The organism is Parabacteroides sp., assembly GCF_977054455.1.
Window position 1 is genome coordinate 109825 of sequence record NZ_CDRTCT010000010.1, and the last position, 24176, is coordinate 134000.

The following is a 24176-nucleotide window of genomic DNA, read 5'->3' on the forward strand; positions in this document are numbered from 1 at the left end:
GGAACCATGGAAACTACCTCGGAGATAAAAGCTTTTAACAAATTGTTTGCCGATTATCACGGATTGTTTGTGCGTTTCGCCAATACGTACACACAAGATGAAGCGGCAGCGGAAGATATTGCTGTCGAGGGGATCATGTATTACTGGGAAAACCGCCACGCGCTTGCATCCGATTCGAATATCCCTGCCTATATCTTGGAAGCGATCAAACATAAATGCCTGAACTACCTTCGCCATCTTCGTGTCCGCGAGGATGTGGAACAACGCATCCAGGAACACCAGCAGCGGGTGAACGACCTGCGGATCGCCACCCTTGAAGCCTGCGACCCGCAGGAAATCTTCAGTTCGGAAGCCGGACGGCTCGTCGATGAGGCCTTGGCGATGATGTCCGACAAGACCCGCCGGATCTTTATCATGAGCCGCTATGAAAATAAAACCTATCCGGAAATCGCCGCCCATTTTTCGCTCTCCGTCAAGAGCGTGGAGTTCCATATTTCCAAAGCATTGAGGATCTTAAAGGTGCAGTTGAAGGATTATATGACTATCCTGTTGTTCATATGATTTAGGGGGTTCTCCGTTTGAAGTGCTTATTATTATAGGAAGTTTGAAAAACACATTATCAATTAAATAACATGAAAAAACAGATTTATTGCCTTTTATCTCTTTTATGGATCAGTTGCCTTTCCGTTTCGGCAGCCGATCGTTGGGTCATTAATCCTGCCGGTGGTATTACCTGGCAGATAGACGGACGCGTCCCGCATGAAGACCATATCGAAATGAGCGGGTTGAAAGTTTCGACCGTCCTGCGTTACGGAGTCGATGCGAACGGGGCTTTTCTGCTGAACAGGAGTCTGGTATGGCCGATGCTCCGCACGATCCCAAACAATACGCATGCCAGCCTGATGCGCCGTTTTGCCTGGGACGTGACGGATATGGTCGAAGTAAACGGGCAGTCGTTGCTGAACGAAAAAGTAAAAGAGGTCACGTTGAACGGCACGATGGTCGTGCAGAGCGAATATGTGCTTCCCCGCAAAGGCAAGCTCGGCCTGACCCGCATCCTGTTCCCTTCCACCAAGAATCCTGCTTTTTGTGAAAAATATATTTTGCGGAATACAGGCGAATCCGTCGTGTCGGTGGAAATCCCTTCTTCCCGTTCGGTGATCGGGACGGATCCTGCGAAAGGGGTGGAGGGTAGCTACAAGCTGGTTTCGACTATCAACGGACAAGCGGCCCGCCAGTTGCAACCGGGCGAGGAGTTGACCTTCAGCGCGACCTTCGCCGGATATAAGAAGGATGAAAATGAACAGGCTTTCGACATAGAGCAGGAATTGCAGGCCCGCCAAGCGTTGATTGCCGGATTTTGGGACAAGCTGGTCTTAGATACGCCCGATCCTGTCATCAACACGATGTTCGCCTTTGCAAAAATACGCGGTGCCGAAAGTATTTACGACACGAAAGGCGGCTTGATGCACGGCCCCGGCGGCGAATCCTATTATGCCGCTATCTGGGCGAACGACCAGGCGGAATATATCAATCCCTTCTTCCCTTATTTAGGATATGAGATTGGAAACCGCTCCGCACTGTGTTCCTATGAGCACTTTGCCCGTTTCATGAATCCGGAATACAAGCCGATCCCCAGTTCGATCATAGCCGAAGGCATCGACATCTGGGCGGGAGCCGGCGACCGTGGCGATGCGGCAATGGTTGCGTATGGCGCTTCCCGTTATGCTTTGTCATGCGGAGACAAGGAGGAGGCCGAAAAATTATGGCCGCTGATCGAATGGTGCCTGGAATATTGCCGGCGCAATTTGAACGAAGGCGGAGTTGTGGCTTCCGATGCGGATGAACTGGAAAACCGTTTCCCTGCCGGAAAAGCAAATCTTTGTACTTCTTCCTTATATTATGATGCTTTGATCTCAGCCGGTTATTTAGGAAAAGATTTGGGTAAGCCGGTAGCTGCCTATGCTCGTCAGGCTACAACGCTGAAGAAAAATATCGACCGCTATTTCGGCGGGACCGTCGAGGGATTCGATACTTATAAATATTATGAAGGCAACGATGTCCTGCGTTCCTGGATCTGCATACCGCTCACGGTTGGAATCCAGGACCGGAAAGATGCGACCATACAGGCTTTGTTCTCGCCGCGCCTGTGGACGGAAAACGGTTTGCTGACGCAGGCCGGAAGTGAAACATTCTGGGATCGTTCCACCTTGTATGCTTTGCGTGGCGTGTATGCTTGCGGCGAAACGGAGAAAGCCACAGATTACCTGAAGTTCTACTCTTCCCAGCGTTTGTTGGGAGAACATGTCCCTTATGCCATCGAGGCATGGCCGGAAGGCAGCCAACGCCATTTGTCGGCCGAAAGCGGTTTGTATTGCCGCATCATCACGGAAGGCATGTTCGGTATTCGCCCGACCGGCCTGAATTCATTTGTCTTTACTCCCCGCCTCCCGCAGGAGTGGGATCACATGAACCTGCGGAAGATCTGCGCTTTCGGAAAGGTCTTCGATATCGAGGTGAAGCGTGCCGGAGATAAATTGCAAGTTGCCGTTCTCTCCGACGGAAAAACGATCAGCAACCGGAAAATAAAAGAAGGTGAAAATATCCGGATAAAATTTTAGGGGGTTGCTTCCGGGGAGTGCTTATATAGTATATGGACAAAAAAGTATTACATCGGTTTTTTGCAGGGACAGCTTCTTTTGAGGAGGAAGAGGCTGTCTGCAATTGGGCGGATGCTTCTGATAAAAATAGGGAAGAGCTGATAAAAGAGCGGAAATATTTTGATGTGCTGTTGTTGCATCAGGCGAAAAATAGCCTTTCGGAACGGGCCGCCCGCCGTTTCAGTTTGCCTTCCGTTATAGGAGAATCCCTGAAGATAGCTGCTGCAATATCCGTTTTGATAGTATCCGCCTTGTACATATATGACCGTATGGCGAAGCCGGCTCCTGCGTTGGCGATGAACAAGATTTCCGTCCCTCCGGGTCAGCGGGCGAATATCACCCTGTCCGATGGGACGAACGTTTGGCTGAACGCTTGTAGCGAATTGACCTATCCGGCCTCTTTTAAGGAGGAAACCCGTAACGTCTCGCTGAAGGGGGAAGCCTATTTCGACGTATCTAAAGATGCGGAACATCCTTTTGTCGTACAAACGAATCGATACGATATAAAAGTTTTGGGAACGAAATTCAATGTCCGGGCGGAGGAGCTGAATTGTGAGTTCTCCGCTGCTCTGTTGGAAGGTTCTATCGAATTGACGAACAACCTGGAACCGGGATCGAAGCTTCGGCTTGCCCCTATGCAGAAAGCTGAATTGAGAGGCAATGATATGGTGGTCGAATCGATCCGCAACCTGGATGATTATCGTTGGAAAGAGGGGCTGATCTGTTTTGAGGATATCCGTTTTGCCGATTTGATGCAACGCTTTGAAAAGACATATGATATCCGTATCGTAATCCGGAACGAAAGACTGCATGACTATAAATGCAGCGGTAAATGCCGTGTCTCGGACGGTGTGGATTTCATCTTGCAGGTGTTGCAACGCAGTACGCGTTTTAGCTTTACCCGTAGTGACGATAACACGATTATCTATATCAAGTAAGTAACCTTAAATTAAAAACGAGAAATGCCTATGGAATGAAATAAAGCACGGAAAACAATGTAAAAAGGCGATGAATGTGCGAGATTCACCGCCTTGCAACTAACACATGTCTAACACAAGTATTAATCTTTAAATATCACAAAGTTATGAATAAAATACCTTTGTCGGGGTTTTGTCTCTTATTAAAATCACGGCATAAACATTTATTTAGGATTATGAGAATAACCTATATGTTATTATTTGCAGCCATTCTCTGCTTGCATGCAGAGAATGCGATATCGCAAAAGATCACCCTGCAGGGTGATAATCTTTCAGTGAAAGATTATCTGAATATTATTGAAAAGCAGACGGAATATCTTTTTATCTATGACGCAGGCGTGAATGTGAATAAAAGGATATCCGTTAATATGGTCGGTAAGTCCATCAAGGAGGTTCTGGATAATCTCTCTACCCAGTTGGGATTAAGTTATTCCCAAAAGGGTTCCTACATTGTCCTGTCGAGCCATAAGGCAAAGGATCCATCCGTCCCGGTCGTTGCCCAGCAAAAGAAGACAATCACAGGGGTGGTCACGGACGATCTGGGTGAACCGATTATCGGAGCCAACGTGATTGAAAAAGGAACTACAAACGGCATTATCACTGATATCGATGGCAAGTTTACGCTGGAAGTCGCTCCGGGAGCGGTCGTACAGATCTCATATATCGGTTATAATACACAGGAAGTAAAGGTCGGTAACCAGTCGACCTTGGCTATCCGGTTGGTCGAAGACACCCAGGCATTGAGCGAGGTCGTTGTGGTCGGTTACGGTGTTCAGCGTAAAGTGACGACTACCGGCGCCGTTACCAAACTGGAAGGGGACGAGATCAATAAGATGACCGTCGTGAATGCCACAAAGGCATTACAGGGTTTGAGCCCCGGTATCACGGTCGTCGACCGTGGCGGCGCTCCGGGTAGTGACGATCCTGAAATCTACTTGCGCGGTGTCGGTACGACCGGCAATGCCAAACCGCTGGTATTGGTGGATGGTATCGAAATGTCACTCAGCCAGATCCCTTCTTCCGAAATCGAGAATATCTCCGTCTTGAAAGATGCCGCATCTGCTTCTATCTACGGTTCACGTGCTGCTCACGGTGTAATCTTGGTAACGACCAAACGCGGCAAGGAGGGGAAAGTAAAATTATCGTACGACGGTACGATCGGTTTCCAGGACCGGGCGGTAAAAGCCGAGCAGGTTTCCGCACGCGAGTATATGACGATGGTAAACGAGGCGCTTGTCAATTCGGGAGGTTCGATCCAATATTCGGAGGATGATATCCTGGCAACGGAAAGAGGCGATGATCCGTATAATCATTCTTACTTGAACTGGGGGAACGAAGTATATAAGCCCACTTATATCACGCAACATACATTGAACCTGACAGGAGGAAGCGAAGTCGGACGCTATCTGGTCTCGTTTGATTATCTCGACCAGCCGGGGTTGGTTAAGAATACGGAGTACCAGCGTTACAGCTATCGTGTCAATACGGACTTGAATATCGGAAAGATGCTAAAAGTCAGTAGTGACGTGACCTATCGTCACATCGACCGTTTGTGGCCGGAATCTCTGGGAAGCGTGCAATATGAAGTATGGAGTATGCAACCCACCTCTCCTGTAAAATATGAAAATGGTGATTACCGGCTGGACAAGCAAAACCGGAACGCGATTTCCCTTATGGATATGGACGTGGTCGGGGAAGACCGTTATAACAAGGATATTGTTTACGGACAGGTAAAAGCCGATTTCGAACCGATCAAGGATTTGGTGTTTACGGGTATGGCCTCATTGAACGGTTCCTGGGACAGAAGAAAGATCCATTATAAGAATTATAAATACTACAATGAAGCCGGTGAACTGGTTACACAACGTAATAACCCGAACAGTGTAAAAGATTCACGTAACAACAGCTACCAGATGACACTCCGTTTCCTGGCCAATTACAAGAAGCGTTTCGGCGACGATCATGATCTGGCATTGCTCTACGGTATGGAACAAATCTCGTACCGCAACTACTATTCGATGGCTCAGCGTAAGGATTTGATCTCCGATGCTTTGCCGGACGTTTCTTTAGGTTCGGCCGGTAGCCAGTTTGCGGAAGGATATCCGACAAAGTGGGGCATCAATTCTTTCTTCGGACGTATAAACTACGGTTTCAAGGATAAGTATCTATTTGAAGCGAATATCCGTACCGACGGTTCTTCTCGTTTTGCGAAAGGCCATAAGTGGGGTGTTTTCCCGTCTTTCTCTGCCGCATGGCGTATTTCGGAAGAAGGGTTCATGAAGAATTTAGGATTTGTGGATAATCTGAAACTGAGAGCCTCGTGGGGACAGACCGGTAACGAACGTATCGATGCCTTCATGTATCTGCCCCAGTATAACACCTCGAATGTAGTTATGAACGGCAGCCTTGTCTCTGCGGTTTACCAGAAGAAGATGGCCAATCCGGATGTGACGTGGGAAACGGTGGAACAGACCAATATCGGTTTGGACTTCGGCTTCCTGAATAACACGATTTATGGTGAACTGGACTGGTACTCCAAAGATACGAAAGATATTCTGTTAGCATTGGGCATTCCTCATTTCATCGGTCTGGATGCTCCCGAACAAAACGCCGGAGTGGTCCGTAACTCAGGTATAGAAGCGATGGTCGGTTTCCGCAAAACATTCGGAGAGTTTACGTTCAACACCTCTTTCAACCTGGCTTATAACAAAAACGAATGGGTCGACCGCGGTGGCGATGACAAGAATATCAGCGGTTATAATATCCAGACGATCGGTTCGCCTTTGAACGCTTTCTACATCTATCAGGCAGACGGTCTGATCGCGAACGAACAGGAGTTGGAAGAATACCGCGCCAAATATAAATCGGACCCGCGCGGCATGTCCGATCTTCATGCCGGCGATGTGAAACTGGTCGATACGAATAACGACGGGACGATCGATCCGGACGACCGTCAGATCTTTACTTCCAACATCCCGAAGTTCACGTATGGATGGAATATCAGCGGCGAATATAAAGGGTTCGATCTGAGTCTGTTGTTCCAGGGATCGAGCGGCGCGAACCGTATGATGTACGGCGAATGGATCGAAGGACCGAGCTATGAGGCCTTCACCGGCGTCCATTTCCGCGACAGATGGACGGAAGAGAACCAGAATGGAAATGCCGAAATGCCCCGTTTGGAAGCGGCCAATAACCGGAACGCCTCTACTTACAACTCTTTCTTCCTGAAAAAGACAAACTATCTTCGTCTGAAGAACGCCCAGCTGGGTTATACCTTCTCGAAGGGCATCACGGACAAACTGAGAATCACGAAGCTGAGATTGTATGTCTCAGGTTCGAATCTGCTTACATTCAGTAGCTTGTATCAAGGTCTGGACCCGGAAGGGAAGAGTGATCGGATCAATGATTTCCCTCCGTTGAGAATCGTGAATTTCGGTGTGAACATTATCTTTTAATCTAAACTTATAAATAGAGCATTATGAAAATATATAAGAAATCGTTGCTATATGGGGCATTGGCTTTTACCCTTTGTATGGCAGGCGGTTGTAACAGCAATATCGATCTGGAGCCGGAAGGTATCATTACGGCAGACGGTTATTTCAAATCGGCAGAAGACTATGAAAAGGCGTTGACCGCCTTGTATGAGAGGCTGAATGTCGAAAGCTATGATTTATGGATGGATGGCGTGACGGATAATGGCTTGGTTACGCATAGTTGGAACAGGGGATATGATTTGGGACGAGGCATCGGAAGTACGGCTTCCTCTTTCCCGGCCGACAAATGGGATAAAGGATATGTTTCCGTCCAGCGTGCGAATAACGTGATCAACAACATCGATAAGTACCAGTGGCCGGGTGGGGAAAGCGATGCTAACCGGAACCAGGTTTTGGGTGAAGCCCGTACCTTGCGTGCTTATTTCTACTTGGATTTGGTTTCCATCTTCGGACATATCATGTTTTATACGGAAAATCCGGCTACGGTAGCAGAGAGTGAAAACGTTAAGCAAGTACAGGACCCGAAAGAAGTGTTCGATTTTATCCTGGATGATCTGGACAAGGCAATTGCCGGACTGCCGGACAAGCCCAGCAATAAGTCGAAGATCGGGAAACCGGCCGCCCGCTTGCTTCGTGCACGTGCCGCCGCTTATGCCGCCGGTTACCTGAATGATAAGTCTTATTTCCAGATCACGTTGGACGAAACGGCCCATCTGGTTGCATCCGCTCCGCAACTGGCCGATTTTGACAAGTTGTTCATGACCGGTTGTGAAGACCTGGACGAGGTGATCCTCGTCAGACGCTACTCGTTGGATGCGACGAACAGTTGGGGAAACTGGTATAACCAGTCTATCGGCGGATATTGCGTGACCACTCCGGTGAAGGCTTTGGCGGATGCATTCGAATATGTGGGTGAGAGGAACGAGGCCATGCCCTATCTGAATAAGGACGCCCGTTTTTACCAGACCATCTACGCTCCGGGCATGGAAATGCGCGGCAAATATTTCAATACGATTCCGAACAATGTGGTTGAAAAGGATGGCAAAGCCTATTTCGACCCCAATAAGGATTACGGGACTTTGCAGGACAAGGAAGTCAGCGTAGGCGATGTCTTGTCGGAAGGCGGTGGCGGCGAATGGAACAAGACGCCTACCGGCTTGTCCTGGAAGAAATATTGCCAGGAACCTGAAACCTGGACGACCTACAACTCGTTTATCATTTTCCGCTATGCGGAAGCCTACCTGTTGAGAGCCGAAGCGTTGGTGGAAACCGGAGGAAGTACGGACGAGGCCAAGTCCCTGATAAAAGTGATCCGTGACCGTGCCGGCAATACGAACGATATCGACAAGATGGTTGCCGAACGCTATAACGGCAGCCTCCGTGACCTGGTCCGCAACGAAAGGCGGGTGGAACTGGCGCAGGAAGGCCTTCGCTTTGCCGATATCCGTCGCTGGAACATCTTGCTGGATGTGATGAACAAGCCGATCGAAGGCATCGAATATCGCGACTTCTCAAGCGGGACGCCTAAACCTACCGTTCTGATCCCGGCAGAGAGAGATGCCTATACCGCAAGAGATTTCTGGTGGCCGATCCCGCAGGCTGAGATCGACTTGAACCCAGGCCGTATCACCCAGAACGAAGGCTGGAAATAATAACCGGTTCTGAATTATAAGGAAAAAGCGCGTCAGGACTATCCGAGGATACTCTGATGCGCTTTTTTTTGTAATTTCGCCACAAGCACGTAAATATAAACTTGAAGAAGATGAAAAATTCGATTACACTTGTTGCCTTGTTGTTAACCGCCGGATTTTTTTCCGCCTGTACCCAACAAATGCCTCGCGATACCCGGAGCCGCCTTTCCTTAGAGGGGAATTGGGGATTGCAACTGGAGACAGCCGGCACCGACTCTCTTTTCCTGCCCGGCACGACCGATATAGGGAAAAAAGGAACTTACAATACCGATATGACACTGACTACAGCCCTTTCCAGGGAATATCTGTTTGAAGGGAAAGCGTTGTACACAAAACAGGTCGAGATACCGGAAGAGTGGGGCGGAACAGCCGTCCGCCTGGTGATGGAACGCACGAAACCCACGACGATCTGGGTCGACGGAAAAGAGGCCGGGTCGAATAGCGATATCTCTACCGCCCAACAATATGACCTGTCCGCCTACCTCTCTCCCGGAACCCATACCCTTGCCATTTTAGTCGATAACGGGAAAGAGGCGGTTCCGGAAAAGGTCTACGGTTCTTCACATGCCTATTCCGCTTCCACGCAGACAAACTGGAACGGGATCATCGGTGATTTTTATCTGGAAAGCGCCCCTCTTTGCGGGATCGATGATATCCAGCTTTATCCGGATGCCGCGAAAAAGTCGGTGACCGCCAGAGTCACCCTCCGTAACCCGGATAAAGGGGCGGGAAAAGGGACACTCTCCTTCTATGCCGAAGCCTGGAATACGGATAAACAACATAAAACACCGGTACGGACGATTGAAGTGGACGGGACGAAACCGGAACAGGAGTTCGAACTAGCCCTGGGTGATGAGGCGTTGTTATGGAGCGAATTTGCACCCGCCCTATACCGTCTCTCTGTCTCGTTGAAAACAGATCGATCGGTCGATACCCAACAGGCGACTTTCGGCTTGCGCGATTTCAAGACAAAAGGACGCCAGTTTACCATAAATGGCAAGACTACGTTCCTGCGCGGGAAACATGATGCCTGTGTCTTCCCCTTGATTGCCCATACCGCAATGGATGTAGAGACTTGGCGGCACTATTTCCAGGTGGCGAAACAATACGGCATCAACCATTACCGTTTCCATTCCTGGTGTCCTCCGGAAGCTTGTTTCGAGGCGGCCGATATCGAAGGCATCTACCTGCAACCGGAACTTCCCGTCTGGGGAAACATCGATATCAACGACCGGGAATTATGCGATTATCTGTTGAAAGAAGGGCGGAACCTGCATCGGGCGTATAGCAACCATGCTTCTTTCGTCATGTTCGGGTTAGGTAACGAGATGTCCGGCGAAGAGGGGCTTGCCATGCTGATCCGGACCTTCAAAAAGGAAGACGACCGCCATCTCTATGCTTCCGGTTCGAATAATTATTTAGGTTTTAAGGGCAAACAGGCGGATGAGGATTATTTCACGACTTGCCGTGTCGGGCGTGAAGGCGAGAAGCTGTTCAACACGCATGCCCGCGCCTCCTTCTCGTTTGCCGATGCGTATGACGGCGGGTATTTGAATCATACGTACCCGAATTCGGAGATGAATTTCTCATCTGCCAATGATTTGTGCGATATTCCGATTATCAGCCATGAGACGGGACAGTTCCAGGTATATCCGGATTATGAAGAGATCAAGAAATATACGGGTGTGTTGAAGCCCCGCAATTTCGAAATCTTCAGGAAACGCCTGGAAGAGGCCGGCATGATCGGACAGGCGCACGACTTTATGATGGCTTCCGGCAAGTGGTCGGCTCTGTTGTACCGGGCGGATATCGAGATGAACCTGCGTACACCGGAATGGGGCGGTTTCCAGTTGCTCGATTTGCAGGATTATCCGGGGCAGGGATCGGCCTATGTCGGCATCTTGGATGCTTTCATGGAAAGCAAAGGGTTGATCGCGCCGGAGGAATGGCGGCAGTTCTGTTCGGAAGTGGTCCCTCTGTTCTGCATCGAGAAGTTCTGTTGGACAAACGATGAGGCACCCACCGGAGAGGTGGAGATTGCCAATTATTCCGAGGCTGATTTGAAGGGCAAACAATTGTCCTGGACATTGACCGACAGCAAACAACAGGTCTTGGACAAGGGAGTTTTGCCTTTGCAGGTTAAACAGGGAGAGTTGGCCAAGGCGGGTACTTTGAAGCCCTCGATCGCTTCTGTCCGGAAGGCGGAAAAGCTCACGCTTGCCTTGTCGATAGACGGCACGCCTTATCGGAATGAGTATCCCTTATGGATTTATCCGGCTGGTAAGGAGGTGAAACCTGCCGGCGATATTTGTGTGACGGATGATCTGGACGCTCATCTGAACTACCTGACGGAAGGCGGCAAAGTCCTTTGGTTCCCCCCGAAAGACAAACATAAGGACCAAACGGTAGGCGGGCTGTTCCAGACGGATTATTGGAATTACCGCATGTTCCGTTCCATTTGTGAGAACTTAGGACGCCCTGTCTCTCCGGGCACATTAGGGATTCTGACCGATCCTGCCCATCCGGCATTGGCTGATTTCCCGACCGAGTTCCATACCAATTGGCAATGGTTCCCGATCGTCAAGGAGAGTTATCCTCTGATCTTGGATCGTCTGTCGGACGATTACCGGCCGATCGTGCAGGTGATCGACAATGTCGAACGCAACCATAAATTAGGCTTGTTGTTCGAGTTCAAGGTCGGGAAGGGTAACCTCTTGGTTTGCATGTCCGACCTGAAAGCCGTGCAAGACAAACCGGAAGCCCGGCAATTCTACCGTAGCCTGCTGGAATACATGGAAACGCCAGCCTTCGCACCCTCTTACTCTTTATCCGCAAAGGATTTGCAAGACCTATTTACGGCTAAGGTGAAAGCGGGCGAGATGAAGAAACTGTTCAATATTTCGTCTTATAAGTAGCCTCGTTCCGTTAACAGGGAGAGTGCAAAAAAACAAGGCGAGGCCGCATCGGATTGAGGTACGGCCTCGCCTTTGTAAAAGTTCCCAAGGGGAACAGGCATGAAAACAGACATTGTCTATTATCATATTGTCACGTCACGCGCCTATGACGCTAAAAACGGATCCCGACCGACATCCCCGTTGTATAGGCCATCCCCGAACCGTTTCGTAGGGGGCTTGCCAGCATATTGCTTCCCAGGGTGAGCGAACGGGCTTTCTTTTTGTTCTTGATTGAAAAGACGAAAAGCGGAACGCTGGCGGCGGTTACGGCGACACCCGCAAATCCCAATACCATAAAGCGATACCGAGGGGTTGGACCATCCATATTATCTATGACATATCCCATAAAACCACTGATCACCATGACACTCCCGACGCCAAATGCCGTCCATCCACACGCTTGACATATTTTATGCTTTTTCCATTCGGGCGTCAGCTTGTAAGAAAATGGAATCGGGTACGCTATATTACCGGAAGACGTTGTAGTCCTACTTTCAGGGATGGAATGCGAAGCTACAGTATATATGGTCTTTTCTTGTCCGTATATACAGATTGATAACAATAAAAATCCGAAGATCAAAATTATTATCTGTTTCCCTGTTTGTCCGTCCTTTAATTTGATGTTTGCCATGATTTTAAGTTTTTAAGCAATACAAATATATGTTTTATTTATGTATGCCGGCTGGTAAACATCGTTATTCTATAAAAATCAGACTCAACGCCTTCAAATCGTCCGCCCCGATCAAATCCACTTTTTCCTGGATAAAGAATTTCTTGAACTGGGGCGTGTCCGGTGCACCCCACCAGCGGAACAGTTTGCCTTCCGCATGGCTCTGCCGGATATATCCGCGCATCTTTTCGAGCTTTTCGGCAGGTATCTCTCCTTGGCCTTTCCAACCGATGTATTGGGAATAATTATCGCTGATGACGGGCATTTGGGTGGACGGAATGCCTTTCCCCAAATCTTCTATCGTGCCGTCCAGGAAGATAAAACGGTTGTTCTCGGCGGCAATAGCCTTGCGGGGACTTCGGCCCGACAGATAGAACAACACGGCGCTTTCTTGAAGTTTGCCGTCTTTCTCATGGCAGAAAAGAGATTCGTACGGCGCTAATTTCCTTTTCAGGACGGGATACATCGCTTCGCCGTCTGTCTTGCAATCGACCATCAGGTAAAACGGGCGGTCGCTGTCCGGATATACTTTGCCGCCGTTGTTCGTGATCCGTTCGACCAAGGGCAGGAGGTATAGTTTCTCGAATGTGATATCGGGGTTGGGAGCGACCGAATCGTGGGAGACATACAGTTCGCCGTCGATTAGCCATAAATCCGCTTCCACACAATTGAATTGGAAGGAAAGGGCATCGAATAGCGGGCGGGGCCGTTCATAATCGTTGTGTGAGAAAGCATTGTAATGAATTGTCTGGGCTTCGAGCGAGCCGGATAACAGACTGATCAGCAAAATAATTACTTTTAGTTTCATATGGCAGATTCGTATTTTGATATGGCAAAGGTAATCAGTTTTATCCAATTCTCCGGGAATATTGTTTACATTTGCCGTGATCAATCTGATAAACCATGAATAGACGATTATTTTTTAAGAAATCATGCGCTGGGGTGTTGCTTTTGTCCTGTTCGGATTCCTTTGCCGTCGGTCTAAACCGGCAAAAGAACCTGTGTTTCGGCTTGGTGACGGATATCCATTTTGCCCATCGGAACGTACACGGAACCCGCTATTATGAACAATCCATCATAAAATTATCGGAAGCGATAGACGTTTTTAATAAGCGGAAATTAGATTTCATGATTGAGCTTGGAGACTTGAAAGATATGGGAGATACCCCTGAAAGAGGACAGACTTTATCGTTTTTGGATGAGATAGAAGCAAAGTTCCGGACTTTCGACGGCCCGGTCTACCATGTGTTGGGTAATCACGATATGGATAGCATCTCGAAATCTGAATTTCTTGCTCATACGGTCAATTACGGGGATGCGAAAGGAAAGCCTTATTATTCCTTCGTACGGAACCGAATTAAGTTTATCGTGCTGGACGGTAATTGCAACGAGGATGGTTCCGATTATGATTCCGGCGCTTTCGATTGGACCAAAGCGTTTATTCCAACTGCTCAGAAGGAATGGCTCCGGCAAGAACTGATGAAAGACGATTTGCCGGTCGTGATCTTTATCCACGAATTGTTGGATACTTTCTCCGGGATCGACAAGGAGCTTTGTATCGGCAATGCAGAAGAGATCGTTTCGATACTTGAGCAAAGCGGCAAGGTCGTAGCCGTTATCCAAGGGCACCATCATGCCGGTAATTATAGTTTCCGGGCAGGAATCCACTATTTTACGATGAAAGGAATGATCGAAGGGAGCCTTCCCGAAAATAACAGCTTTGCCGTTATCGAGATAGACAAAGACTTGAATATCTATATAGAGGGGTTCTATAATTGCGAGAATAAGGAGATGAAGCATAATCGATAATCAGTATGAAGAACTTCACAGACGAGAAGATTCTCCTTCAGGAGATAAAGAACGGAAACGGTGAAGCGTTCGAATTTCTGTTCAATACCTATTATCCCCGGTTACGGGGATATGCTGCTCGTTTTGTGACAGATGAAGAGGCGGTCCGGGATATCATACAGGAAAGCTTTTTGAGATTCTGGGAAAAACGTGATTTGATAGAGGCAGTTTCCATTTCATCCCTCCTTTTCGCAATGGTGAGGAATGCTTGTCTGAACTATTTGAAACATTTACAATTGGTGGAACAGCATAGTTTGGAGCATTTGGACGAGGTGGGTGGACGTGAAGAACTTTATTATTGGGATTTTAACCTGAGCCCGGAATATTCCCTCCTGTATAAGGAATTGCAACAACAGATCAGTCTTGTTATGAATGATTTGCCTTCCCGTTGCCGTGAAGTATTTGAAATGAGTCGTTTTAAGAAAATGAAAAATCGGGAGATCGCAGATGCTCTCCAAATATCGACTACTGCGGTGGAAAAACATATAGCCAAAGCCTTAGCACGCTTTTCCGCACATTTTAAAGACAAATATCCGTTGGATGTCTATATCGCTATACTGGCTTGGCTGCTTTCCGAATGAAATCTCGTTTCTTTTGTTTTGAGGATTTTTTTTCATGAAGGGGGTTGGGTAAAATTCATTTGAGTTGTTACATCATATAGAAAGCAAAAGTTATGAAAGAGCAGGAGATCGATAATCACCAGTTGGCAATACGTTATTTTGAAGGACGCATTACTCCCTCCGAAGAAGAGCTTCTTTTCCGGTTTTTGAATGATGCACCATCTAATGAAAGAACGTTCCGTCAATGGGAGGAAGAATGGATGCTTTCCTATAAACTGATTCCTGAAGTTTCGAATGAATGGAAACAGTTACAACGCCGAGTGCAGGTGCGTCAATCGTTGAATGGCACGTTTAGTACTAAACGCAGGCAATTGCAGCGGTTTATCGCGGTCGCTGCAATTGCCTGCGTGTTAGTGTTGGGCGGTATGTATGGTTTTCATTTTTACCGGAGTATGGAGCTCGCCAATAACCTGTTTGCTTTAGAAACGGCCTATGGAGAAAAAAGCAAACTGATACTGGCGGATGGAACGATTGTATGGTTGAATGCCGGTTCTTCTTTACAGTATGCTGGTAATTTCAATTCTAAAAACAGGGAAGTCTTGTTAACCGGCGAAGCTTATTTCGAAGTGACCAAACAGTCTGATGGAACTCCTTTTATGGTTAAAACGGATCAGTACAGTGTATTGGTGAAAGGAACAAAATTTAATGTATCATCTTACCCTGAAGATATTTCTGCTAAAACGACATTATTGGAAGGCTCTATCGATATTTTATATAAAGGGAGGCATATTCCGGTTGCACCGGGAGAATTGCTGAGTCTTGACAAACAAAACGGAAGTTTTTCCCGTCAGAGGGTTCAGGCATCTCAATATAAATCCTGGACAGAAGGGAGAGTTGAATATGATAAAATCACTCTCAATGAGCTGGCAGTCCGCCTATCCCGTAAATATGACGTTCAGATTCATTTGGGAGACGACTTGGAAAAAGATATAGCTTTCCGCGTATCACTTCGCAATGAAGAGACGGTCGGAGATGTCTTTCACGCTCTGTCCGAGATTATTCCGATCCGTTATGAACGGCGGGGGCGGGATATTTATATTAGAAAACAATAGCGCAATTGTTAATATATTATTAAATCTAATTCTTTAATTTATTGGTTTATGTATAGAAAACATGTAGGAAGGGCGTTAATCCTTGCCTTGATGCTTTCTGGGGCTACCTCCATGAATGCACAACGGATCACCCGGCAATTTAAAAATGTTCCTTTAAAAACAGTCTTGGCGGAAGTAGAGAAAGAACTGCAGTATTCCATCATTTACAAAAAGGATGAAGTGAATGAGAAGAAGCAGATTACGCATAATTTTAATGATGCATCCTTGGAAGAAGTGCTATCTGCCGTATTGGATAACGGATTGTCTTATTCCGTCCAAGGCAAGATGATCGTCATTTCCAAGAAAGAAGTCGCAGAACCCTCTGCCACCCAACAAAAGCAGATCATCGTAAAAGGCATCGTAAAAGATGAGAATGGAGAACCGGTGGCTGGTGCGAATGTGGTAGAAAAAGGGACGGCTAATGGTACGATTACGGATATGGATGGGATTTTTTCATTGTCGGTTTCGGAAAATGCAAAGTTGAGTGTGACGTATATCGGTTATCTGGATCAGGTTATTACGGTAGGGAAAAAACAAACTTCTTTGAATATCCAGTTGAAAGAAGATACGCAGGCGTTGGAAGAAGTCCTTGTGGTTGGTTATGGGACGCAGAAGAAAGTGACGTTGACTGGTTCCGTTGTAGCTCTGAAAGGAGAAGAAATCACAAAGAGCCCATCTATTAATATTGCTAATTCTTTAGCGGGACGTTTACCCGGTGTTATTATAAACAACCGTTCCGGAGAGCCGGGTAGGGATGATCCTTCTATCTTTATACGTGGAAAGAGCACGACGGGGAATGCATCTCCGTTAATTTTGATCGATGGAGTGGAAAGAGGAGGCTTAGGCGAATTGAACCCGAACGATATCGAGAATATCTCGGTGTTGAAAGATGCTTCGGCCGCTATCTATGGTGCCCGGGCTGCCAATGGGGTTATCCTGGTAACGACCAAACGCGGAGCAGAGGTGAAGCCTTCGATCAACCTTTCTTTTAATCAGGGCTTTTCTCAATCGACCCGGACTCCTAAAATGGCCGATTCTTATACCTATGCAAAAGTATATAATGAAATTGAAGAAGGAGAGGGCCGTTTACCTCGCTATTCGAATGAGGAGTTGGAGAAATACAGGAATGGAACAGATCCCGATTACCCTAATACAGACTGGTTTGATCAGATGATAAAGAACGTTACGCCTCAACACCGGGTAAACTTATCCGTTTCGGGAGGTAATGAACGGGTGAAATATTATTTGTCATTGGGAGAGTCTCACCAAAGCGGTCACTTTAAAGAGGGAACGACAGGTGTCCGTATATACAATCTTCGTTCGAATATAGACGTGCAAGTGACGAAATACCTGAAGGTAGGAGTTGATCTGGCCGGCAAAATAAATGACAGCCACTATCCGGTAGGGGGGACAAACGATATATACAGCCACATCTTTTTGTATTTGCCTACCTGGCAGACGTATTGGCCGGGAACGGATAAACTGATGCCGAACAGGGATAGTGAGAACTTGATGAATCGTGTTGGCGATGCTTCCGGTTATCAGGATTTGAAAACAACAGCAATGCAATCGACACTCTCTTTTAAACTGGATATCCCTTGGCTGAAGGGCTTATGGTTAGATGGTATAGCCAGCTATGATGCGTCTTTTGTACGAACGAAAACTTTCAACACTCCGGCGTATGTCTATTATAAAGATGACCAGACCGGTGAGTTGTATAAGGGAGTTTCCGGTAAGACTCCGAATCAGGCCAACCTGAATCAGAAATATGAAAATCCGACAAATATGTATTTAGTTGGAAAGATTAATTATGATCAGACATTTGATGTTCATCATGTAGGAGCGATGCTAGGATATGAACAGACCCAAACAAAAGGCAATTTCTTAAATGCTTATCGGAGCGACTTCATCTCGACTTCGATACCCGAGATATTTGCAGGTAGTAGTGATAAAAATAAACAATCGAATGACGGTAGTTCTTCTCAGAGTGCCCGCCAAAATATTTTCGGTCGTTTTTCTTATGATTATGCCGGTAAATATATGGCTCAGTTTACGTTTAGACGTGACGGTTCTCCCAACTTCCCGGAAAATAAGCGATATGGATTTTTCCCCAGCTTTTCTTTAGGTTGGAGGATCTCCGAAGAATCTTTTATGAAAGAACTGACTTTTCTGGATAATTTAAAGTTCAGAGGTTCTTATGGCAAGATGGGTAATGATTTGGTCGATCCGTTCCAGTATCTGACGACTTATAAGTTCGACAGTAACTATGTTGTAGGAGGAAATGATGTGACCGGTCTTGTCCAGAACGGTGTCCCAAATCCTAACATCACTTGGGAAGTGGCGAAAACGTATAATATCGGATTTGATTCCAGATTTTGGAATGGATTGTTAGGGGTCGATTTTGATTATTTTAAAACCCGGCGTTCCAACATCCTGACAAAGCGAAGTGCGATTATTCCTGATTATACAGGTTTGAAGCTGCCGGATGAAAACATCGGGATTGTAGATAATCAGGGTTTTGAAATGGTTGTATCGCATGAGAACTATGCAAATCCGCTGAAATACCGTATTGCGGCCAATGTCTCTTTTGCAAGGAATAAAGTTATTTTCAGTGATGAACAACCGGCGGCTGAACCGTACCAATATGCAACCGGGCGGCCGATAGGTTCCGATTTATACTATCATGCTATCGGAGTTTTTGAATCGGAAGATCAGATTGCTTCTTATCCGCATTTATTGAACACACAGCCTGGAGATCTTATCTATGAGGATGTCAATAAGGACGGGGAAATCGACTCGCGAGACCGTATCCGCGTGAACCAAACAAATACGCCGGAAATCGTATATTCAATAAATACTTATTTCGAATATAAAGGGTTTGACTTGTCTTTATTGTTTCAGGGGCAGGAGAATGCAAAACAATATTTTGGAGATTATTTCCCTTGTATGAGTTATTCTTTGGGTAATTTTTTGGAATGGAGGGCGGAAGATCGCTGGAGTCCCGAAAATACGAAGGCAACAATGCCTCGTGGTAGTTCAAGTACATCTAATAATAATACGGAAAAATCTACTCAATGGTTGTTTAATGCTGGATTTTTACGATTGAAAAACTTAGAGTTCGGATATAATCTTCCTAAAAATATTTGTGAGAAATTATGGGTTCAAAACCTACGGCTTTCTTTTAGTGCGAATAACTTATTTATTATTTATGATCATATGAAGGATTTGGGGTTTGATCCAGAAACTTCAAATTATTGGTATTATCCGCAACAAAGGACTTATAATTTTGGTATCAATTTAACATTCTAAATATTAACAGAAAATGAAAAAGATAATATATATATTATGGGCTGTTTTAGCTTGTACATCTTGTGACGTATTGGACTTAAAACCCTTGGATAAAGTCTCTGAGGCGGATGTATGGGAAGATAGTGCATTGATCGAACTTTATGTAAATGCTTCTTACAATTCTATTTATCATGAGTTTGGCCAGGACATGATTTGTGCGGCAAGTGATGAAGTCTATTGTATTCATAATTGGTATAATCAATGGATTATACAAAAAGGGGAATTGACCTCGGATAATGTGGTTAACCTTAGCAGTAAAATGAATTTTTGGGGGGCTGCTTATACTTCTGTTCGTTCGATCAACATTTTTTTTGATCGCATAAATGATGCACCGGTTGAGACCTCAATAAAAGATCGTATGATAGGTGAAATGAAGTTTATTCGCTCTTTTGTATATGCTAATCTGATTTGGAGATATGGAGGAGTTCCCTTGATTACGAATGTTTTTGATTTGAATCAGGATTATACCGTATCTCGTGATTCTTATGATGATTGTGTGGATTTTATTGTGAAAGAGTTAGATGAAGCGATGGCATTGCTTCCTGCTAAAATGGAAAGTGATAGTCAGGGCAGAGCTTCTGGTGATGCGTGTAAGGCGCTAAAAGCAAGAGTTTTGCTTTATGCGGCAAGTGAGCAGAATAATCCTGAGCATTCTAAAGAAAAATGGGAAAAGGCAAAAGATGCAACAGAAGCAGTCTTGAATGCTGATTATTCGTTGTGTGCTGATTATCAGTCTGTTTTCCTGCAAGATAATAGTGAAATAATATTTGCTCGTTATTTTACACAGGCAAATTCTACGGATTTTATGCTATTTAATGGGCGGAATGGATCAAATGGCTGGACTGGTCAAAATCCGACACAAAATTTAGTGAATGCATACGAAATGAAGAATGGTGAATTACCTTATTTAAATGAAGAGTTACCGTTACAAGTGAATCCAACATCCGGTTATGATGAAGCAAATCCTTATGTGGGACGCGATCCCCGTTTTGAAGCTTCTATTCTGTATGATGGTTCTATGTGGGCCGGGAGAGAAACCGAAATGTGGCACGGTGGTCTGGATTCTCCGGAAAGTAGCATCGGTTCATGGAATGCCTCTAAAAGCGGTTATGCGTTTAAAAAGTTTATGGTTGAATCGATTCCTCCTACAGGCTCTTCCGTCAAGCCCGAAAATCCCTGGATCTATTTTCGGTTGGCAGAGTTTTATCTGAATTATGCTGAGATTATGTACGAATTGGGAGATGAAGAGACTGCCCGGGAATATATAAATAAGGTGAGGGGACGGCAGAGTGTACAGATGCCTCCTGTTACTGCCACCGGTTTAGAATTGCGTGATAAGATCCGGAATGAACGGCGTGTGGAATTCGCTTTTGAAGGACATCGTTTTTTTGATGTCCGAAGGTGGAAAATTGCAGATCAAACGGAAAGTAAAGCGTTATTAGCTATTGATATACAGAAATCGGAGGATGGTAATAAAATATATGAAACAACATTATTATTAAACAGAGTTTTCTTGGATCAGCATTATTTACTGCCGATTCCTCGTGCGGAGGTGGATAAGAGTAATGGATGTTTGGTTCAAAATCCAGGATATTAATATTTAATTGTTATAAGATGAAGTATTTGATTTATATTTTGTTCTCTGTATTACTGGTTCCCTTATCAATGAAAGCCCAATCTCGTATCGATCGGAAAGCGATGGTTGACAGGCACAAAGTTGTTACGACAAAAACAAATCCCCAGAGTCCCGCCCAGGTGGGAAATGGAGAGTTTGCTTTTGGAGTGGATATTACCGGGCTGCAAACATTTGTTCCGTTTAATACGATGGCGCAATGGAGCTGGCATAGCTTTCCGTTACCTGAAGGTCTGTCTGAGAAGGATTATAGGCCGGTCTCGATAAACACGTATGGAAGGCAAGTCGGTTACGACTTGCCTAATCCCGACCAACCGGAACTATCCGCCTGGCTGGCCGCAAATCCGCATCGTTTCAATTTGGGACGTATCGGTTTGAAATTGTTATTGTCTGATGGGACGAAGGCTGGTCCTGATGATATACGGAACGCTGTTCAGGAAACAGATCTGTGGAAGGGCATTATTACAAGTCGCTTTGAGTTGGAAGGTATACCTGTAGTAGTGAAAACGGCATGTCACCCGGATTTGGATATGATCGGGGTGGAAGTGAAAAGTGATTTGATACGGAAAGGAAGACTTACCGTATTTATTAACTTCCCGTATGCGGACAGGAATCAGGGTGCTGCCTATGTCGGAGTATATGATCAACTGGAAAAACATCATTCCTCGATAAAGAAGCAAACAGGGCAGTCTGTCCAGATCTCTAGGGAAATGGATGATACTCATTATTCGACTATCCTGCGATGGAAGTCTCCGGCACAGTTCTCTCCAACCACTCAGGAGAATCCCCATTATTTCGAACTTAGGCCTTTTGATACGGATAAACTCGATTTTACCTGTCTGTTCACGCAGGAAGAAGAAAGAACCTATTTGGATGAGAATGTGTTTGAGGCAAGTATCAGGGCTTGGGAGAAGTTCTGGAATTCAGGAGCTGCTATCGATTTGTCGGAGAGTTCGGATCCTCGTTGGAAAGAGCTGGAGAGAAGGATTGTCTTGTCACAATATGTTATGCGTGTAAACGAAGCCGGTTCATTACCTCCGCAAGAAAGCGGGTTGGTCAATAATGGATGGTATGGCCGTCTTCATTTTGAAATGATCTGGTGGCATGGGGTACATTATGCTCTATGGAATCGGTGGGATTTGTTAAATAAAAGTCTTGAGGTATACAAGGATTTTTTACCGACTTCCCGTGAAAGAGCTGCAAAACAAGGATACAAAGGTGCTCGATGGCCTAAGTGTACAGCTGGTTTTGACCGAGATTGGCCTCATATTATCCATGCTACGTTAATCTGGCAGCAACCTCATCCCATTTATTTTGCAGAATTGGATTATCGGTTGCATCCAACACCTGAGACCTTGGAGAAATGGCGCGATATTGTATTTGAAACGGCCGATTTCATGGCAGACTTTGTCCATTACGACAAACAGAAGAATCGTTATGTATTAGGTCCTCCGGTATTTATCGTTTCTGAGAATACAGATCCTATGCAAACGGTTAATCCGGCTTTTGAATTAGGATATTGGCGTTTCGGTCTACGTGTTGCCCAGACATGGCGCAAGCGTATGTCATTACCGGTAGAAAAGAAGTGGAAAGATGTGGAGGACAAGTTATCTCCTTTGCCGGTAAAAGATGGGGCCTACACGACTTATGAGGATATTCCTGATATGTGGACTAAATATACATTTGAACATCCTGCATTAATAGGTACTTTGGGTATGTTGCCGGGAGATGGTGTTGACAGGGGTATTTTTACACATACATTGGATAAGGTTTCTGCGGTATGGAATTTTAATCATGTTTGGGGATGGGATTTCCCTATGTTGGCAATGGCGGCTGCCCGGAGTGGTAAGCCAGCTTTGGCTCTTGATTATTTGTTACATTCTTCGCTTAATTTCCAATTTGACGAACATGGATTGGCCACTGGAGGTCCATTCCCTTATTTCCCTTCTAATGGAGCATTGCTGACTGCAATAGCAATGATGGCCGGAGGATGGGATGGCTCTACAGGAGATTTTCCGGGGCTCCCAAAAGATGGGACTTGGACTGTAAAAGCGGAGGGCTTTGTTTCAATGCCTTAAAATTCTTATTGATCGCATATAAGAGAATACACGAACTTTCTCTTATATGCGATGATTGTTTTTCCCAAAGGCAAGCATAGCTATCCCAAAGGAATATTTCACTTGGACTAATTTTTATTCCTCAATTTTTTAATCTCTTTGTCAAAGTCGCTCTCCAACAAATTCATTTCGCGTTTGCGGTAGATTTCAAATTCTTTTTCTGCTTTTTCAACCGCCTGCTTATGCGAAATGTTTCCCTTGCCAATCAAAACTTTCCGTTTATGAGTAATAATCTGATTATCTAAAGCCTCTATCCAGTCTTTCATCGTCATAGGATTCATCTCCAATGCTTGAAACTCTGCAAAATCCAAGAATCCGGAAACAAGTAGATTAAGGCGTTGCAATTCTATTTCAGTCAAATAGTTTTTGGCTATTTTTACATCATCTTTGGTTACATAGTTCCCTTTGAAGTTAGTCATTCCGACAAAAGGTTTTTCATTATCCACACGATTGTATATGATTTCGGCAGCGGTATTTTCATGAACAGCGTAATGCAGCTTATTTTGTACAGTGGCGAAGAATATTTTGGTCATTTCACTGCGAGGATCATAGTCTGTTGCAGTAGCATAAATATCCGTAACCTGTTGGTAAAAGTTACGTTCACTACTACGAATATCCCTGATGCGCTGTAATAGCTCTCGGAAATAGCGATTTCCTCCCTGCTTCAACCGCTCATCATCCATGGCAAACCCTTTTTGGATATATTCGTGAAGCCGCTGGGTAGCCCACCGGCGGAATCGTGTAGCCACCTGTGACTGGACACGATAGCCCAAGGCGATAATCATATCAAGATTGTAGTGGTCAATGTTACGTTTTACCTGTCGATTGCCTTCTTGACGAACTAACAAGAATTTCTTGTTAGTTGCCTCTATGGTAAGTTCGCCATCTTTATATATGTTGTCTACATGCTGGCTGATATTCTGTTGTGTAGTACAGTATATGTCTGCTAACTGATTTTGTGTCAACCACAAATCTTCATCTGCAAATCGTACTGAAACACGAGTTATTTCGTTATCGTCTTGATAAAGTATTATGTTGTTTTCGTTGTTCATTAGTCTATTTTTTTATTCGAA

15 protein-coding genes are annotated in these 24176 nt (G+C 45.6%); 12 read left to right on the top strand and 3 right to left on the bottom strand.

The features are described from left to right. Positions 1-6 precede the first annotated feature (6 nt). The 6 genes from ACW6QF_RS06795 to ACW6QF_RS06820 all read left to right on the top strand — a co-directional run bounded on the left by ACW6QF_RS06795 (position 7) and on the right by ACW6QF_RS06820 (position 11737). Entirely contained in the window at positions 7-561 is a 555-nt protein-coding gene (locus ACW6QF_RS06795; RefSeq protein WP_298553076.1) for an RNA polymerase sigma-70 factor, read from the top strand. 71 nt (positions 562-632) lie between these two features. Continuing rightward, positions 633-2621 (top strand): hypothetical protein, encoded by a 1989-nt coding sequence (locus ACW6QF_RS06800; RefSeq protein WP_456087251.1) that lies wholly within the window; start codon positions 633-635, stop codon positions 2619-2621. Between the two features lie 32 nt (positions 2622-2653). Next, positions 2654-3598, top strand: coding sequence for a FecR family protein (locus ACW6QF_RS06805; protein WP_456087252.1), 945 nt, complete (start codon positions 2654-2656; stop codon positions 3596-3598). Positions 3599-3813: 215 nt separating this feature from the next. Then, positions 3814-7092: a TonB-dependent receptor gene (locus ACW6QF_RS06810; protein ID WP_456087253.1), complete on the top strand. Its 3279-nt coding sequence runs from the start codon at positions 3814-3816 to the stop codon at positions 7090-7092. 23 nt (positions 7093-7115) lie between these two features. Then, positions 7116-8783 (top strand): RagB/SusD family nutrient uptake outer membrane protein, encoded by a 1668-nt coding sequence (locus tag ACW6QF_RS06815; protein ID WP_456087254.1) that lies wholly within the window; start codon positions 7116-7118, stop codon positions 8781-8783. 110 nt (positions 8784-8893) lie between these two features. Next, complete coding sequence (locus ACW6QF_RS06820; protein WP_456087255.1) at positions 8894-11737, top strand: sugar-binding domain-containing protein; 2844 nt, start codon at positions 8894-8896, stop codon at positions 11735-11737. 151 nt (positions 11738-11888) lie between these two features. Here ACW6QF_RS06820 and ACW6QF_RS06825 read toward each other — a convergent pair whose 3' ends face one another. Both ACW6QF_RS06825 and ACW6QF_RS06830 read right to left on the bottom strand, forming a co-directional pair. Next, positions 11889-12407 (bottom strand): hypothetical protein, encoded by a 519-nt coding sequence (locus ACW6QF_RS06825; protein ID WP_456087256.1) that lies wholly within the window; start codon positions 12405-12407, stop codon positions 11889-11891. Positions 12408-12471: 64 nt separating this feature from the next. Then, entirely contained in the window at positions 12472-13254 is a 783-nt protein-coding gene (locus ACW6QF_RS06830; protein WP_456087257.1) for a phosphatidylinositol-specific phospholipase C/glycerophosphodiester phosphodiesterase family protein, read from the bottom strand. 95 nt (positions 13255-13349) lie between these two features. Here ACW6QF_RS06830 and ACW6QF_RS06835 point away from each other — a divergent pair, with 95 nt between their 5' ends. From ACW6QF_RS06835 to ACW6QF_RS06860, 6 genes are all read left to right on the top strand, one after another. Further along, positions 13350-14255, top strand: a complete 906-nt coding sequence (locus ACW6QF_RS06835) for a metallophosphoesterase (protein ID WP_456087258.1) — start codon at positions 13350-13352, stop codon at positions 14253-14255. A gap of 5 nt (positions 14256-14260) precedes the next feature. Then, entirely contained in the window at positions 14261-14875 is a 615-nt protein-coding gene (locus tag ACW6QF_RS06840) for an RNA polymerase sigma-70 factor (protein ID WP_298553057.1), read from the top strand. A 92-nt stretch (positions 14876-14967) separates the two neighbouring features. After that, on the top strand, positions 14968-15966 hold the full coding sequence (locus ACW6QF_RS06845) for a FecR family protein (protein ID WP_456087259.1): 999 nt from the start codon (positions 14968-14970) through the stop codon (positions 15964-15966). A 48-nt stretch (positions 15967-16014) separates the two neighbouring features. Then, positions 16015-19314 carry a TonB-dependent receptor gene (locus ACW6QF_RS06850; protein ID WP_456087260.1) on the top strand — a complete coding sequence of 1100 codons (3300 nt, stop codon included), beginning with the start codon at positions 16015-16017 and terminating at the stop codon, positions 19312-19314. A 13-nt stretch (positions 19315-19327) separates the two neighbouring features. Further along, a complete protein-coding gene (locus ACW6QF_RS06855; protein WP_456087261.1) occupies positions 19328-20950 on the top strand; it encodes a RagB/SusD family nutrient uptake outer membrane protein in 1623 nt (540 codons plus the stop codon). A gap of 17 nt (positions 20951-20967) precedes the next feature. Beyond that, positions 20968-23064 carry a hypothetical protein gene (locus ACW6QF_RS06860; RefSeq protein ID WP_456087262.1) on the top strand — a complete coding sequence of 699 codons (2097 nt, stop codon included), beginning with the start codon at positions 20968-20970 and terminating at the stop codon, positions 23062-23064. Positions 23065-23171: 107 nt separating this feature from the next. On the opposite strand, the gene ACW6QF_RS06865 is transcribed toward ACW6QF_RS06860, so the two are convergent. Next, positions 23172-24155 (bottom strand): virulence RhuM family protein, encoded by a 984-nt coding sequence (locus tag ACW6QF_RS06865; protein ID WP_456087263.1) that lies wholly within the window; start codon positions 24153-24155, stop codon positions 23172-23174. Positions 24156-24176: the final 21 nt, after the last annotated feature.